Here is a 14655-nt window from a genome sequence, read left to right as displayed (position 1 = left end):
GAAGAAGGAACGCTTCCGCAGCGTCCGGCTCAGATAAGGGACTAGTCACGATGCCGCTGCGCGTTTCGGGTAAGAATCTCGACGTCGGCGAGGCTTTGCGGCAACGGGTTTCCGACCGCATTGCCGAAGCCCTCGGCAAATATTTCGATGGCGGGTGGTCCGGTCATGTGACCGTCACCCGCGAGGGTTCGGGCTATCGCTCGGACTGTTCGCTGCATCTCGACAGCGGGACCATCCTGCAGGCGCATGGCGACGCGCAGGAGCCCTATGCCAGCGCCGATGCGGCGGTGGAGCGGATCGAGAACCGCCTGCGCCGCTACAAGAACCGGGTGAAGCGCCGCGCCGTCAATGGCAGCGTCGCGGAAGCCGTGGAATCCGCGCCCCTCACCGTCTTCTCCGTGCCGGAGCATGACGACGAGGACGAACTCCCCGTCGACGCCTGGTGCCCCACCGTGGTCGCCGAATCCAACACCAGCCTGCGCACCCTCTCGGTGAGCGACGCGGTGCTGGAGCTCGACATCACCGGCGCCGCCGTCATGGTGTTCCGCCACGCCAGCCATGGCCGCATCAACGTCGTCTACCGGCGCACGGACGGCCATGTCGGCTGGATCGACCCGCCGGCACTCCCGGTGGCGGATGGCGTGCATTGACTGGCCTTCCTCTCCATCCTGCGACCCGCCCTGCGGCCGCCGGCATCCCCGCGATGCCGGCCTGCCGGGCGGAGCGCATGGCCGCACCGGCCGCCCTTGGCGCTCGCACGCCTGCCCGGCCGGTGCTCCGCGACCCACGCGCCGTTTCACCCGGATATCCGACATGGCGTTGACCGATCTCGTAACCCTGCCCGCCGTCATTCCCGCCCTGCGTGCCGGCAGCAAGAAGCAGGCGCTGCAGGAGCTTGCCGCCCGTGCCGCCGAATTGCTGCACCGGGACGAGCGGGAGATCTTCGAGACGCTGAACCAGCGGGAGCGCCTCGGCTCGACCGGCGTCGGCCACGGCATCGCCATCCCGCACGGCAAGCTGCCGAAGATGGAGAACCTGTTCGGCATGTTCGCCCGGCTCGACAAGCCGATCGATTTCGAGGCGCTGGACGGCGAGCCGGTGGACCTCGTCTTCCTGCTATTGGCGCCCGAGGCCGCCGGCGCCGACCACCTCAAGGCGCTGGCCCGCGTCGCCCGGCTGCTGCGCGACCAGGAGGTCGCCAACAAGATCCGCGCGACCCGCGACCCCGGCGCCATCCTCGCGCTGCTGACCGGCACCCGGGCCTCCGACGCCGCCTGAGCGGCATCGGAAGAAGTCTCGGCCGCCTCAGCGGCGCTGGCCCCTTCCCGTGCACCGCCTGAGCGGCGGTGGCGCTGCCCTGAACATGAAGAAGGCGGCCTCCGATCCCGGAAGCCGCCTTCTTCATGTTCAGGGGAACAGGGTGGCCCGGTCGCCCCGTGGCCCGGTGGCCTCTTGGCCCGGTGGCCTCAGGGGGCCAGGGGAACGCCACGCTCGGCCAGCAGCCGCGCCACGCCCGCGCGCAGTTCGGCGATGCCCTCATTGTCCCGGCTCGAGGTCGGGAACACGTGAGGGAACGCCGCCGGCCGCCGGGCGAGCGCCGCCTCGGTCTCCGCGATGCGGGCGGCGCGCTCGGCCTTCTTGAGCTGGTCGAACTTGGTCAGCACGACGGCATAGGACACCGCCGCCTTGTCGAGCCCGTCCAGCACGCCGGCGTCGATCGGCTTCAGCCCGTGGCGGGAATCGATCAACACGAAGACGCGGGCAAGGTTGGCCCGGCCGCGCAGATAGGCGTGGACGGTGGCGGTCCAGGCGTCGACCTTCTCCTTCGGCGCCTTGGCAAAGCCGTAGCCGGGCATGTCGACGAGGGAGAGCCCCGCGCCGCGGGCGAAGAAGATCAGTTCCTGGGTGCGGCCCGGCGTCACCGAGGTGCGCGCCAGCGCCCGCCGCCCGGTGATGGCGTTGACCAGGCTCGACTTGCCGACATTGGAACGCCCGGCCAGCGCGATCTCGATGCCCCGCATCGGTGGCAGCACATCGACGGTCGGCGCCGCGCCGGTGAAGCTCCATTCGCCCGCGAACAGCAGGCGCCCGGCCTCGATCTCCTCCGGCGTGAAGAACGCCTCGACGTCCTCCGCCGTGCCGTCGACCGGCTCCATCAGACGGTCTTCTTCTTGCGGCGGAAGATCGACTTCAAGTTGTCGAACAGTTCAACCTTCACGCCATGCCGGCGCATGATGATGGACTGCTGCATCACCGACAGCGTGTTGTTCCACGCCCAGTAGATGACGAGGCCCGAGGCGAAGGACGACAGCATGAAGGTGAAGATCAGCGGCATCCAGTCGAAGATCGCCTTCTGGGTCGGGTCCGGCGGCGGCGGGTTGAGCTTCATCTGGGCCCACATGGTGCAGCCCATGATGATCGGCCACACGCCGAGCATGAGGAAATGGCCGATCACCGGCACCTGCGAGGGATCCCACGGGATCAGCCCGAACAGGTTGAACAGCGTGGTCGGATCCGGCGCCGAAAGGTCGCGGATCCAGCCGAAGAACGGCGCGTGCCGCATCTCGATCGAGACGAACAGCGTCTTGTAGAGCGCGAAGAAGACGGGAATCTGGATCACGATGGGAAGACAGCCCGCGACCGGGTTGATCTTCTCCTTCTTGTAGATCTCCATCATCTCCTGCTGCATCTTCACCCGGTCGTCGCCATAGCGCTCCTTGAGCGCCTGGATCTCCGGCTGGATGGCCTTCATCTTGGCCATCGAGGCGTAGCTCTTGTTGGCGAGCGGGAAGAACAGGCCCTTCAGCAGCACGGTCACGATCAGGATGGCGACGCCGAAATTGCCGACGCCCTTGTAGATGAAGTCCAGCAGCCAGAACATCGGCTGGGTGATGAACCAGAACCACCCCCAGTCGATCAGCAGGCGGAAGCGGTCGATGCCGAGATTGTGCTCGTAGCCGTCGACCACCCGCACCTCCTTGGCGCCGGCGAACAGCCGGCCGTCCACGGCGCCGGTGGCGCCGGGCTGCACGGTGATGGCGTCGCCCAGGAAGTCGGTCTGGAAGCTGGTGTCGCCGCCCACAGGAGCCGCGGAGAAGCGCGCCTGCACCTTCTCCTTCTGGTCCGGGATGACGGTGGCGGCCCAGTACTTGTCTGTGATGCCGACCCAGCCGCCGGTCGAGGGGAAGGTCTCGGACTTCTTCTCGGCGATGTCCTTGTATTTGATCTCGTGCAGGCCGCCCTCGGAGGTCACCCCGATCAGGCCTTCATGCAGGATGTAATAGCCGAGCGTGTGCGGCGTGCCGTGGCGCGAGACCAGCGCGAAGGGGTGCAGGGAGACCGCCGCGGCGCCCTTGTTCTCCACCTCGTCCTTCACGTCGAACATGTAGTTCGCGTCGACCGAGATCGTGCGGCGGAAGGACAGGCCCTCGCCATTGTCGAAGGTGAGGACCAGCGGGGTCTCGGGGGTCAGCTTCGCGCCGTCGGCGACCGACCACAGCGTCGAGGAATCCGGCAGCTTCACCGTGGAACCGGCGCCGGCGACCCAGCCGAATTCGGAATAGAACGGGCTCGGCCCGCCCGAGGGCGAGAGCAGGATGATGATCGGGCTCTTGGGGTCCACCGTCTCGCGGTAGTCCTTGAGCGAGAGGTCGTCGATGCGTCCGCCCTTCAGCGACACCGAGCCGATGACCCGCGGCGTCTCGATCGCAGCGCGCGGGGAAAGCGCCAGCGCCTGCTCGCGGGTCAGCGGCATGCCGGGCTGCACGGGCTGGGCGCGGGTCGCCGAATCGGGGGCGCCGGGAGCGGCGGGGGGAGCCTGCTCGGCCGTCGTGCCTTTGCCCACGCCCTCCTGCAGCGTCTGCTGCTGGGCGACCTGGCGTTGCTTGTCCATCTGCGGAATGCCGGAGAAGAACTGGAAGGCGATCAGAACCAGCATCGACAGCACGACCGCGAGGATCATGTTGCGGTTTTCATTGGTCATCGACAGCATCTCCGACGGCACGCGGCAATGCGGGCGCCGGGGCTTTCGGCCCCTGCCCGCCCGGCCGGCGCCGGCTTCCCGAATGAAGGCGGGCGACACCCCGCTCTATGTCATGGATAAGGTCGTCGAACCGCGCGGATATGACGTCGCGGCGCGCGACGATCACATAATCGAAGCCGGGCTTGCCGGCGCGCGGAAGCGCCTCGCGCACGGCGGCGCGCAGGCGGCGGCGGATGCGGTTTCGCTCAACCGCGGTGCCGTGTTTCTTGGTAACGGTGAGGCCGATGCGAAGCGGGTCGTCATCGTGCCGCGCGCGCGCCTGCAGCAGCAGGGGCCCGGAATTGGCACGCAGGGCCGCCGCGGCGGCGACGAAATCCCTGCGTTTCAGCAATCGATGCATGGGGGCGCCGCTCCTCGACACGAGGCGCCGCGCCTCTCAGCTCGATCAGGCCGACAGGCGCTTGCGACCGTGCGCCCGGCGGGCGGCAATGACCTTGCGGCCGTTGCGGGTCGCCATGCGCGCACGGAAGCCGTGCCGGCGGGCGCGCACGAGCTTGCTCGGTTGATAGGTGCGCTTCACGGGTCATTCTCCGCTGTTGTTCACGCCGCCTTCCGGCCGGGACGCCTCCGCCGCGGCCTTCTCGCCACGAACCAGTCGCGGCGCAGTCGCGCAATGCAGGGGGACCCGGTCGCCGTGCGGCCAAGGTTGGTGGCGGCTTATAGGAGGACGGCGCGGCCAAGTCAACGAGGGTGGGTACGAGCAGGGAGGGATTCTCGCAGGCGGGATTTTCGGAGGACGGCGCGCGGACCTCTCCGTATCCGCTCCTGTGGATCGCGCGCCGGGTCACGTCAAGGGAGCGCCGGCCTTTGGCCCATCCGCGGGCGGGCCCATTTCCGCCCGCTTCGCGGCGCATCGCCGCACAAGGATGCGTGCAGCAGCCGGCGTTCCGCCTTATTGAGAGGCGTTCACTGTCGAAACCACATGAGCGCGAGGCGCGACTCTAGCAAAAAAGCAGGCGATTCCTAATTTAGCGAAAGCCGGTTGGAGCCTTCCGCCCGGCATGGGAGCTCAGGTGGCCGAGGACGCCTCTAACAGGAGCGGCGAAATTCCGGCGTCCGTCGCAGCGGCGGCGGGCGGTCGCGGTCTTGCGCGCCTGCGCCCCCGGCTCGGCCTGTCCGGCAAGCTGCTCGCTTTCACCCTCGCCTTCGTCGTTTTGGCGGAGGTGCTCATCATGGTGCCGGCCGTCGCCGCCTTCCGCCTCAACTGGCTGTCCGACCGGCTGGCCGCCGCCCGCACCGCCGCCCTCGTGCTGGACGCCGCGCCGGAGGGCATGATCCAGCCGCAGCTCACGCAGGAACTGCTGAACAGCGTCGGCGCCATCACGGTCGCCCTCAAGCGGAACGACACCCGCCGCCTGCTGGCCTCCTCCGACATGCCCCCCGAGGTCGACCATCACGCCGACGTGCGCGATGTCGGCCCCTGGCAGGCGGTGAGCGAGGCGCTCGACACGCTGATGGCCCGCGACGGGCGCATCATCCGCGCCGTCGGCACTCCGCCGCGTGGCGACGGCTTCGTCGAGATCGTGCTGGACGAAACCCCGCTGCGCAAGGCGATGCTGCGCTTCACCCGCAACATCCTGCTCATCTCGCTGGCGGTGACCGCACTCACCGGCGCCCTGGTCTATTACGGCCTCGCCTGGATGTTCGTCGCCCCGATGCGCCGCCTCACCCAGCGCATGATCGCCTTCCGCGAATCGCCGGAGACCACGCCGATCCCCCTCGGCCCGGTGCAGCGTTTCGACGAGATCGGCCAGGCCGAGCGGGAATTCGGCGCGATGCAGAAGCAGATCGTCGACACGCTGCAGCAGCAGAACCACCTCGCGGCGCTGGGGCTGGCGGTCTCCAAGATCAATCACGACCTGCGCAACCTGCTTGCCTCCGCCCAGCTTCTGTCCGACCGGCTCACCATGATCTCCGATCCGGCGGTGCAGCGCTTCGCGCCCAAGCTCGTCGCGGCGCTGGACCGCGCCATCGCCTATTGCGAGCAGAGCCTCTCCTATGGTCGCGCGCAGGAGCCGGCGCCGCAGCGCCGCAAGGTCGAGCTTGCCCGGCTGGTGGGCGAGGTGCGCGACCAGCTCGGCTTCGGCACCGCCGAGGAGGCCGCCGGCATCCGCTGGATCGCCTCGGTGGAGCGCGGGCTGGAGGTCGATGCCGATCCCGACCAGCTCTTCCGGGTGCTGCTGAACCTCTCGCGCAACGCCATCGAGGCGATGGCCGCCCGCGCGCCCAACGATCCCGCGCGCGACCAGCTCCGCATCACCGGGAGGCGGGATGGGGCCATCGTGGTGATCGAGGTCGCCGACACCGGGCCCGGCGTGCCGGACAAGGCGCGCGAGCACCTGTTCAAGCCATTCCAGAGCTCCACCCGGCGCGGCGGCACCGGGCTCGGCCTCACCATCGCCGCCGAGCTGATGCGCGCGCATGGCGGCAGCGTGCGGCTGGTGCCGGGGACCATCGGCGCGACCTTCCAGATCAGCATCCCCGACCGGCCGCTCGATCTCGACGCCCACCGGGCTCTACGCTCGCATGGCTGATGCGGCGGCTCTTAAATACCTTTTTCCCGGTCACGACGCGACTGTCGCCCGCCGCGCCGTGCGCATCGGCCTTTTTGGCCTCATCATCCACCTCACTGCACCCATCGGCCTGTCCCCGGTGAACGCCGCCGAGGTCACCGTCGACGGTCGCGACGTGCTCGTCGACGGGCGGCCCTTCCCGGTACGCGGCGCTGCCGGCGAGGGCCGGATGGAGATGCTGAAGGCCCTCGGCGCCACCACGATCCGCACCTATGGCGGCGATCCGGGTCCGGTTCTGGACGCGGCGGATAAGGCCGGGCTGAAGGTCATCGCCGGGCTCTGGCTCGGCCATCCGAGGGTCGGCGCGAACTATGACGACCCGGTTTTTGTCGCCCGCCAACTCGCCGACATCCGCGCCACGGTCGAGCGCTACCGGACCCATCCCGCCCTGCTGATGTGGGGAATCGGCAATGAGGTCGAAGTCGATCTATCAGACGATTCAAAGGTTTGGCCCGCGATCGGCGAAGCCGCCCGGCTGGTGCGCAGCCTCGATTCGCAGCATCCGACGATGGCGGTTCTGGCCGAACTCGGCGGCGACAAGGTCGCCCGATTGAAGGCCGCGGCGCCCGACGTCGCGGTGCTCGGCGTGAACTCCTATGGCGAGGCTCTCCCCTCCCTCCCCCGCCGCGTCCGCGAGGCCGGCTGGGACGGCCCGGTCGTCGTCACCGAGATGGGCGTGCTGGGCCAGTGGCAGGCCGCGACCACCCCGTGGGGCGCCCCGTTCGAGCCGTCATCGACGCAGAAGGCCATCCTGCTGCGCCGCTACCTCGCCCCCCTCGGCACGGAGGGCGTGGGCGCCATCCTCTTTTTCTGGGGCCAGAAACAGGAGGTGACCACTAGCTGGCACAGCCTGTTCCTGCCCACCGGGGAATGGACGGAACCCCTTGAATCCATGGCAGAAAATTGGAAGGGTCACACGCCCGGCGACAACCGCGCACCCCGCATCGTCTCGCTCACGCCCGCCGAGAACATCAGCGCCCCCTTTGCCTCCTGGCCTGCCGGCAGCACCGGCCGGGTGCGGCTCGAGGCTGGCGATCCCGACGGCGACACCCTCGACGCACGCTGGATCATCACCTCGGAGAGCACCGCCCGCTCGGTCGGCGGCGACACCGAACCGTTGCCGCCGGAACATCCGGAGGCGCTGGAGAGCGGGACTGCGACGGAGGCCACGATCGCCGACCTGCCGCCCGGGCACTATCGCATTTCCGTCGAGCTGCGCGATGGCCGCGGCGCCGCCGCCACCGCCAACCTTCCCTTCGAGATCCGCTGAACCCGAGCCCGTCCCCCGGGCGCCATCCACAGGCCGGCAAAAGAGAGGCGGGCTTTTCGACGGGGATATTGCAATGCGCCGCGGAACGAAGTACGTAGCGCTCCACCTCGCGAGACACTTCCCCGCGAGGTTGGCCTGAACCCACCGTTCAGGCCCAAGGGCGCCCGTAGCTCAGCTGGATAGAGCACCAGACTACGAATCTGGGGGTCAGAGGTTCGAATCCTTTCGGGCGCGCCAAATTCCGCCGATTGCCCTCTATAGCACGATATTGCCGCCGATTGCCGCCGAAACTACGACTTTGCAAAGAGCGCGAAATAGCCGGCCAGCGAAAAGGCGTAGAAACGGCGGCGTTAGGCGGTGGAAAAAGTTCGAATCGCTTTCGGTCGAATGATTGCCACACGAAATACGCTGCGGCGTGGTGTGGCAGTGGCGCGCGTCAAGCCCTCCGTTAGAGATCGTCGAACATCGCTGCGTCGTGCGCGTGCCGAACTCGGATCAGAACATCATCGAAGTCCTCGAACGGATCGCCGGGTGGGATGAGATGAGCGACAGTGGCAAAGGTTTGGCGGGCACTCGGCCGCGACTGGGATTTTAGGTGCACGGCATTGGCGAGTTGCTCCGGGCTCGCGCACCCTTTGCGGACGACGCCGCTCAGCGTTTGCACGATGATCGGTATGGCTGGCACTTCACCCGCCGCCATTGCCTTTGCCGCGAGGATACGTGCGGGGAGACCAGCGACAAAGGCGAGGTCCGGAACGAGGCGCACGGCGAAATGCCGGGCCGTCTCACAGGTCTTGATGAGATGCTCCTTGGTGCCGATCGCCCGTTCGAGTTCGCACAGCGGCTTGCCGGCCATCCACGCCGTCAGGAGTGGCCTGATTTCCGGCAGTGCGACCTTTGCCTTTGCGGCATTGCCATCGATCTCACGATAATCCTTGCCGAACAGCCCCTCGATGTCATTAGGCCGGATCAAGTGCATCAACCAAGCAGGATGCGCTTCGATCCAGTCGAACAGGACGTTTATGCGATCGGCGCTGGCTCCGGTGAATGCGCCCGCGTCAACCAGCTCTGTAAGACTGACGACGATCTCATAGGGTAGGCCGGCGGAAGCGGCGACGCGTTCCAGCCAGGTCAGATCCTGCTTCAGCGCAAAGCTCATCGCGACGTTGGAGCGCAGCGTCTATACGGCTGTCGATCCATGCTTCCTGGCCTTCCTGGCGCTTTCGGTATGCTGCGAAGGAGCGCTTGATCATCGCTCTGGCAGGTTCGTCGGCGACGTCCCCGTCGCCGACCGGCAGACGGGCCAGGAAATAGTCCTCGTTGCCCTCGTGCGCGTGCATATGGATGCGATCGAGCAGGCCGGTGATCGGATCATCGATCCTGAGGCACTGATCGGATTGCGAGAAAATGCTCTGCAGTGACATCCAATGCTGGTTGATCGTGTTCTCGTGATCATCGATGTTGATGATCTTGCTAGGAACTACGAGTATGAACCCCTGTCCTCCTTCGCCGGCACGGCCAGCGCGTCCGGCAGCATTGAGCAGTTCGTGGGCATCGAGTTGTTTGAACTTGTCGTCGGTCACGTCCCAGCGGCTGTCGCCGGCGATGAGCACGATGTCACTCGGCAGATTCATGCCTTGTGCGAGCGTCGACGTGGCAAACAACGCGTCTACGCCATCCCGCCGCTTGAACAAGGATTCGTGAAGCATGCGTTCTGCTTTGAGCAACTGCCCGTGATGGCTCGTGGCGCTGCCATCGACCTGGCCGGTGGCGTCCAGTTTGAGATAGCAGTGCTGGGGGCCGCCAAGCTCTTCCTCCACAATCTTGCGCCAGGCCTGCTCTTCCTCGGTCAAGGTTACCCGGCGCTTGGGAAGCAGGCTCCGGAAAGTGCGGACGGTGGATTCGGCAGCAGTCGTGCTCTGGACGAAGGTCAGTGTCTTCAGCCCGTCCTCCGCGGCCGCGGCCGCTATGGTGCCAGCGACGACGTTGCCATTCGGCGTTAAATACCATTTGCCAGATTTCTCGGCCGCATTGGAGGCGAACTGGACCGCTTCATCAAGCAGTGCCATCAGGGCATAATCGTCGCGATTGCGGGTGGCCCACGTCTGCCGGAGGCAGAAGAATGCGAAGGGCGGTGCATCGAGCTGACTCGCGAGATGCTTGGGAACGCCCTTGGTGGTAGCCGTGAGCTGCTCGGTCGCGAGGAGTTCGTTAAGCTCGGTGATGCGCGCAGCGTCATACGCGACGCATCCTCGCGCCTGCCGCGTCGGCTTCCAGGCGAGGTCGAGTGGAAGACATGGGCGACCGGTGAGTTCCGCGACCCAGCCGGCCATTTCTTCCGTGTTCTGCATCATCGCCGACACGAGCAACAGGTCGGCGTCCGGCGCGTAGCTCGTGAGATTCAGGATGCAGAGCATCGCGTCGATCGCCCGCCTGCTGCGGTCAGATTCACGCGGATGCAGGAGATGGCACTCGTCGAACACCACAAGAGCCACATCGGCAAAGGCTTCGGGCTGTATCGACTGGAGCACGAGACAGCGCTCAGGCGTCGTGACGATGATTTCTGGCAGCACCAGGACGTCGGAGAAGGTGATCTCGTCGTCGAGGTCGCCGAAGACGTTATAGTCCTTGAATGCGTTCCCTAGAGAAAATGCAGTCTGGTCGACCAACGCCAGCGTCGGTGCGAGTACGACGACCTGACCGCCGCCCAGCAGTGCCGCCGCGATCTTGAGCTCCGCCAGAGTGGATTTGCCGCCGCCGGTGGGGAAGCTAACGGCGGCGGAAACACCCTTGGCCAGGTATCCGCGCTCCAACGCCTCGCGGTGATTTCGCCAGAGGTAAGGTCGCTTGCGGGCGGCGCGCCGAATGATCTGCCACCATGCCGCCGAATCGACGCCATCGGGTGCGGAAACACGGCACAGGCTGGCCTCGACAAGGTTGCCGGATACTGCCAACAGCAGCTTTGCGATATGCAGGGGACCGGGAAAGACGCTGACGGCAAGCGGGCCGTCAGCATCGAACACATCGTCGATCGGGGCGACGCACAGGTCGCGAACCTGTGCGAATATGCGCTGGGATTCCGGAATCGTGACCGCCTCGGGATCGGCACGCGGGGCGGTAAGCAGTTCCCGCGCCAACTGGATCACGCCTGCATGCAGCCGGCGGAGCAGTGCCTCGACCGCGATCCCGCCGCCGCTCGTATCGGCGGGCGAATCGTAGACGTCGAAATCGTCCTCGGCCACCTCGCTGGCGATCACCGCACGCAAGCGGCCAGCCGCGAGGTCGCCGATCGCAGTCACGAGGCGTGATTCTGCACTGAGATCGCCCTCCGGCCGCCTGAGCCGCTTAGCCATCTCGGCAGCGTCGCTCTGCGAATCAGCGATCAGGAATAGCAGCGTCGCGCAGATCTCGTGGTCGGCATGGATCGCATTGATGTTGGAGAAGTGGGGCTCCCCGTCAGCGACAACGATCTCGGCCATCAGGCAAAGCTGGTGCGCTGTCCCGGCGACGAACGCAGCCGATGCGCGGTCGGCGCGCTCTGGCGCTGTCGCGACCAGAAGCTCTTGTGCCGCCGCCAGCCTGCGCATCTCCGAGAGCAATTCTGTCACGGCCTCGCCGCGCTGCTCCAGACTGGCTACGCCGCGCAGCCGGACGCGCGCCGCCACGATCTCAGCAAAGGCGTTGGTGAAGCGCTGCGGCAGCGCCTCGAAGTCGAGATCGCCGAGCGGGGGAGCGCGGGTGATCAGGTCGATCGTAACGGGATCAAACATTGTCGCGCCATTCCTCGATCTGCTGGATCGCATTGGCCGAGAACGTCTTCATCCAGTTGCGCAGCTTCGGGATCGCCATGGTTTCAGCTTGGCGGCGGGCGGATTGCCCAGGCGCCACCTCGTCGAACCCCCTAAAGAGTTCGGCGCGGGCAAGGTCGTCGTCGTGGCTCGTGTCGGCCGTCACCGCAACGCGGAAATGGCGGGCCTCCTCCCAGGCGATCCGCTCGATGGCGGCATCGATGTCAAGTTCGAGAAAGCGCTGGTGATGCGCTTCGAGCAAGCCACCGGTCTCGGGGATCAACTCATTCATCCGCCCGCCACCTTCTAGATCACGGATGCCTTTCCACACGTCGCCGGTGATTTTGCTGCGCGGGTTCTCGGTCGCCTTGTCTTCGAAGACCACTACGGCAGTGACGTTCTGGCCAGCATTGTCGAGCTTCAGCTGGAAGCCGTCGAAGCCCTTATGGGCATGGATCATGTGCGGCGCGCGGATGACCGCGCCCGCCTCGCCACGATGCGCGGCAATCCATGAGATCGCCTGGAAGACCCAACCGTCACGGTGGTAAGGCGGCTTCGATCGCGTCATAAACCTCCGTGATCATCACCACCAATCTCGCCTTTGGTGAAGGGCCCTCGGTCTTCGGCGACGCCAAGAGGACGACGATGCTCCTCGATCGGCTGACCCAGCGCTGCGAGATCATCGAGACCGGAACCAGAGTTGGCGCTTCAAGAACCGCCTCCAATCAACCGCCCCAGCGCCTCGGAGGGGGCCTGTTTGGACACCGATGGCGGTCCCGTTCCAACGCCGTTTGACAGCCGTCCTTCGAGGCCCGGCGCCAGGCGGCGCCGATCTCGGCACCGGAGACGATGACGCGCAGGTCTGGCGCCTTGGCGCTGGTGGAGGCGGGACGAGGCGCGCCTTGGCGTCGATCGCGCGCGTCTTTATGGTGCCGGCGTCGATGCCGGCGTCACTTCAGCTTGCCCTTCTGCAGCAGCTTCAGTTCGGTCACGTCGTGCTGAAGGGTGAGGCCCTGCAGGATCGGGTGCTGCCAGATGGTGCCCCCGGGCGCGGCCTGGAGCGGCGTACCGCTCACCGGCAGGGCCTCGATCAGCGCCTGTGCATCGACGAGGTCGATCGGCTCCCAATCGGCGTCGATGGCGCGCATCAGGCCGTCCCAGTCTGTCAGGGCCTCGCGCAGCTGCCGATAGGCCCGCAGACTTTGCCGCCCGAGACCCCGATAGAGGTCGATGATCCGCAGATCCACGCCCGAATCCGGGCCGAGATCGAGGTCCGCGGCGCCGGGGACCGGTCCGGTCGGCGAGAAATAGAGGCAGGGAATCCCGTAGCTTTCGGCGATGACCATGCCGTGAAGGCTGGTCGAGACGATTCGCTCGCAGGCGCGGATCTCGTCGATCTTGTCCTTGAGCGCGTCGACCGAAATGGGCGTGACCGTGGTTATCAGGTGGACATCGTCGCGATAATCGTCCGGGATCCGATAGCGCAGATAGTCGGCATGGGGATGGGCTTCCATCTCCCGGTCGGCCAGCTCCGACAGATGCAGGATGCAGCCGAGCTTCCATTTCTTGGCGGCCGGAGGCGCATAGAAGCGCGGCAGCAGCCAGACGGGATCGCCATGGATGCCCGAGCCGGGGGTATCGCCGTTCAGCAACCGTTCCGAAACCGGGCCGCGCGTCGCCTTGACGTGAAAGCGCGAGCCCGCCGGGGGAACGAAGGCCTCGCGCTCCGACAGCGGCTTGGACGGGTTGCGCCAGTTGGAGCATCCCGTGCCCCAGAACCACACGTCGCCGCCCGCAAAGCCGTGGCCGATCGTGCCGACCGCCGCGAGCCGCGGCGTCGTCGCCTTGGTCGGCACACGGTGGACCGGCTTGCCGCTCACAAGGGCGACCATGACCGGGCTGAGCGCATCGCCGAAATTGAGATAGTTCATCTGCATCGTCGAGCCGGCCCAGGCGAGCGGAATGCTCCCCGCGGCATCGACGACGTCATCAAGATCCTTGCGCATGGATGGCTCGCTGGTGTTTCGCCCTGGGGAACGTGGCCGGGACTCTCCGGCAGGAAGGCGTCGGCTGGGCAGGGACTCATCCATCGGGCGTTCCGGCCCGGTCGGCGGGCTCCGGCTCGATGGGGCCGATCGGGTCGTCCAGATAGTACCATTGGTCGAGATGGCGCAGGATGACCGGTTCGATGCGGCTGTTGAGCAGGGCGACATCGGCCAGCATCCCCGGCCCCTCGCCCTTCATCTGGAAGGGAGGTTCGAAGCAGAGCCGGAAATGCGTGGCGTCCACCCGTTCGCAATAGGTCACGACAAGCTGGGCGCCGGTCCGCCGCGCCAGCCGTGCCACGAGAGCGAGGTTTCCCTTCGCGTGCGGCGGGCGGCCGAACAGGGGCGCCATCATCGTGCCGTCGCGCTTCTCGTCGGGAAAGATGGCGAGAACGCCGTTGCCCCGGAGGATGGAGAGCGCCTGCCGCAGGCCGCTCTGGTCGGGCGCCAGCACGCGCAGGTCGAAGCCGCGGCGGGTCGCGGCGGCGATGTCGCGCTGGGCCTCGTTCCGCCGGACCTCCGAGATCGACGCGACCGGAATGCCGATCGCCTGCATCGCACCCGCCAGAACCTCCCAATTTCCGAGATGCAGGCACAGCGCGATGGTCGGTATCTTCCCAACGTCGACGCGGGCGACATCCACCCCGACGAACTCCATCCGCTTCGCCGCGGCGAAGCGATGGATGACCGAGAACTCGGTCATCAGCCGGCCGACATTGCCGACGAAGCGCCGGACCAGCGCCTCGACCTCCGCCTCCGGCAGGTCCGGGAAATGCCGCCGCACATTGCGGCGGGCGTTCTGCGCCACCTGCGGATTGACGAACCGGACATTGAGCCGTGCCAGCCGGGCGCCGAGATCGGAAACGAACCCGATCGGCAGGGGCCGCAGGGCGAGATGGAGCGCTTTGACCAGTGCCGCCATGGGGCCCGCTCCGTC

At 66.9% G+C, this 14655-nt stretch carries 14 protein-coding genes, 1 tRNA gene and 1 pseudogene; 6 read left to right on the top strand and 10 right to left on the bottom strand.

Features of this window, described 5'->3' with window-relative positions; all coding sequences use genetic code 11:
* Positions 1–50: 50 nt before the first annotated feature.
* Both hpf and ptsN read left to right on the top strand, forming a co-directional pair.
* Positions 51–650: a ribosome hibernation-promoting factor, HPF/YfiA family gene (gene hpf, locus MWN34_RS08855; protein ID WP_247028585.1), complete on the top strand. Its 600-nt coding sequence runs from the start codon at positions 51–53 to the stop codon at positions 648–650.
* Positions 651–813: 163 nt separating this feature from the next.
* Positions 814–1278 (top strand): PTS IIA-like nitrogen regulatory protein PtsN, encoded by a 465-nt coding sequence (ptsN, locus tag MWN34_RS08850; RefSeq protein ID WP_247028583.1) that lies wholly within the window; start codon positions 814–816, stop codon positions 1276–1278.
* Between the two features lie 188 nt (positions 1279–1466).
* Here the strand turns inward: ptsN and yihA are convergent, their stop codons facing one another.
* The 4 genes from yihA to rpmH are packed head-to-tail and all read right to left on the bottom strand — an operon-like array spanning position 1467 to position 4562.
* The gene (yihA, locus tag MWN34_RS08845) at positions 1467–2156 is read right to left on the bottom strand and encodes a ribosome biogenesis GTP-binding protein YihA/YsxC (protein ID WP_247028581.1); all 690 of its coding nucleotides are present in this window, start codon (positions 2154–2156) and stop codon (positions 1467–1469) included.
* Positions 2156–3982: a membrane protein insertase YidC gene (gene yidC / locus MWN34_RS08840; protein WP_247028580.1), complete on the bottom strand. Its 1827-nt coding sequence runs from the start codon at positions 3980–3982 to the stop codon at positions 2156–2158. Before yidC ends, yihA begins: the two co-directional genes overlap by 1 nt.
* Complete coding sequence (gene rnpA / locus MWN34_RS08835; protein WP_247028578.1) at positions 3972–4382, bottom strand: ribonuclease P protein component; 411 nt, start codon at positions 4380–4382, stop codon at positions 3972–3974. Before rnpA ends, yidC begins: the two co-directional genes overlap by 11 nt.
* Positions 4383–4427: 45 nt before the next feature.
* Entirely contained in the window at positions 4428–4562 is a 135-nt protein-coding gene (gene rpmH, locus MWN34_RS08830; RefSeq protein WP_247028576.1) for a 50S ribosomal protein L34, read from the bottom strand.
* Between the two features lie 526 nt (positions 4563–5088).
* Between rpmH and MWN34_RS08825 the strand changes: the two genes are divergently transcribed.
* The 3 genes from MWN34_RS08825 to MWN34_RS08815 all read left to right on the top strand — a co-directional run bounded on the left by MWN34_RS08825 (position 5089) and on the right by MWN34_RS08815 (position 8122).
* Complete coding sequence (locus tag MWN34_RS08825) at positions 5089–6576, top strand: ATP-binding protein (RefSeq protein WP_247028840.1); 1488 nt, start codon at positions 5089–5091, stop codon at positions 6574–6576.
* A complete protein-coding gene (locus MWN34_RS08820) occupies positions 6569–7885 on the top strand; it encodes a glycoside hydrolase family 2 protein (protein ID WP_247028574.1) in 1317 nt (438 codons plus the stop codon). The genes MWN34_RS08825 and MWN34_RS08820 overlap by 8 nt, the downstream gene beginning before the upstream one ends.
* Positions 7886–8045: 160 nt before the next feature.
* Positions 8046–8122, top strand: a tRNA-Arg gene (locus MWN34_RS08815).
* Between the two features lie 211 nt (positions 8123–8333).
* Here MWN34_RS08815 and MWN34_RS08810 read toward each other — a convergent pair.
* From MWN34_RS08810 to MWN34_RS08800, 3 genes are read right to left on the bottom strand one after another with little or no spacing between them, the layout of a single operon-like run.
* A complete protein-coding gene (locus MWN34_RS08810) occupies positions 8334–9044 on the bottom strand; it encodes a hypothetical protein (RefSeq protein WP_247028572.1) in 711 nt (236 codons plus the stop codon).
* Positions 8974–11655, bottom strand: coding sequence for a DEAD/DEAH box helicase (locus MWN34_RS08805; RefSeq protein WP_247028570.1), 2682 nt, complete (start codon positions 11653–11655; stop codon positions 8974–8976). Before MWN34_RS08805 ends, MWN34_RS08810 begins: the two co-directional genes overlap by 71 nt.
* Complete coding sequence (locus tag MWN34_RS08800) at positions 11648–12241, bottom strand: hypothetical protein (RefSeq protein ID WP_247028568.1); 594 nt, start codon at positions 12239–12241, stop codon at positions 11648–11650. The genes MWN34_RS08805 and MWN34_RS08800 overlap by 8 nt, the downstream gene beginning before the upstream one ends.
* Before the next feature lie 2 nt (positions 12242–12243).
* Here MWN34_RS08800 and MWN34_RS08795 point away from each other — a divergent pair.
* Positions 12244–12395, top strand: a pseudogene (locus tag MWN34_RS08795) (ATP-binding protein); the annotation flags it as partial.
* A gap of 3 nt (positions 12396–12398) precedes the next feature.
* On the opposite strand, the gene MWN34_RS19795 reads toward MWN34_RS08795, so the two are convergent.
* The 3 genes from MWN34_RS19795 to MWN34_RS08785 form a co-directional block, all read right to left on the bottom strand.
* Complete coding sequence (locus MWN34_RS19795) at positions 12399–12524, bottom strand: hypothetical protein (RefSeq protein WP_425532084.1); 126 nt, start codon at positions 12522–12524, stop codon at positions 12399–12401.
* Positions 12525–12623: 99 nt separating this feature from the next.
* Positions 12624–13679 (bottom strand): polysaccharide pyruvyl transferase family protein, encoded by a 1056-nt coding sequence (locus tag MWN34_RS08790; protein WP_247028566.1) that lies wholly within the window; start codon positions 13677–13679, stop codon positions 12624–12626.
* 76 nt (positions 13680–13755) lie between these two features.
* Positions 13756–14640, bottom strand: coding sequence for a lysophospholipid acyltransferase family protein (locus tag MWN34_RS08785; RefSeq protein WP_247028564.1), 885 nt, complete (start codon positions 14638–14640; stop codon positions 13756–13758).
* Positions 14641–14655: the final 15 nt, after the last annotated feature.

Origin of the sequence: Ancylobacter crimeensis (assembly GCF_023016805.1) — a bacterium.
Taxonomy (GTDB): Bacteria; Pseudomonadota; Alphaproteobacteria; order Rhizobiales; family Xanthobacteraceae; genus Ancylobacter; species Ancylobacter crimeensis.
Note: the sequence above shows the minus strand (reverse complement) of the source record. Positions and strands in the feature narration are given on the sequence as shown.

Excerpts from the sequence above, each read along its gene's own strand:
- hpf (WP_247028585.1), top strand. The coding sequence starts at position 51 with ATGCCGCTGCGCGTTTCGGGTAAGAATCTCGACGTCGGCGAGGCTTTG.
- ptsN (WP_247028583.1), top strand. The coding sequence starts at position 814 with ATGGCGTTGACCGATCTCGTAACCCTGCCCGCCGTCATTCCCGCCCTG.
- yihA (WP_247028581.1), bottom strand. The coding sequence starts at position 2,156 with ATGGAGCCGGTCGACGGCACGGCGGAGGACGTCGAGGCGTTCTTCACG.
- yidC (WP_247028580.1), bottom strand. The coding sequence starts at position 3,982 with ATGACCAATGAAAACCGCAACATGATCCTCGCGGTCGTGCTGTCGATG.
- rnpA (WP_247028578.1), bottom strand. The coding sequence starts at position 4,382 with ATGCATCGATTGCTGAAACGCAGGGATTTCGTCGCCGCCGCGGCGGCC.
- MWN34_RS08820 (WP_247028574.1), top strand. The coding sequence starts at position 6,569 with ATGGCTGATGCGGCGGCTCTTAAATACCTTTTTCCCGGTCACGACGCG.
- MWN34_RS08810 (WP_247028572.1), bottom strand. The coding sequence starts at position 9,044 with ATGAGCTTTGCGCTGAAGCAGGATCTGACCTGGCTGGAACGCGTCGCC.
- MWN34_RS08805 (WP_247028570.1), bottom strand. The coding sequence starts at position 11,655 with ATGTTTGATCCCGTTACGATCGACCTGATCACCCGCGCTCCCCCGCTC.
- MWN34_RS08800 (WP_247028568.1), bottom strand. The coding sequence starts at position 12,241 with ATGACGCGATCGAAGCCGCCTTACCACCGTGACGGTTGGGTCTTCCAG.
- MWN34_RS08790 (WP_247028566.1), bottom strand. The coding sequence starts at position 13,679 with ATGCGCAAGGATCTTGATGACGTCGTCGATGCCGCGGGGAGCATTCCG.
- MWN34_RS08785 (WP_247028564.1), bottom strand. The coding sequence starts at position 14,640 with ATGGCGGCACTGGTCAAAGCGCTCCATCTCGCCCTGCGGCCCCTGCCG.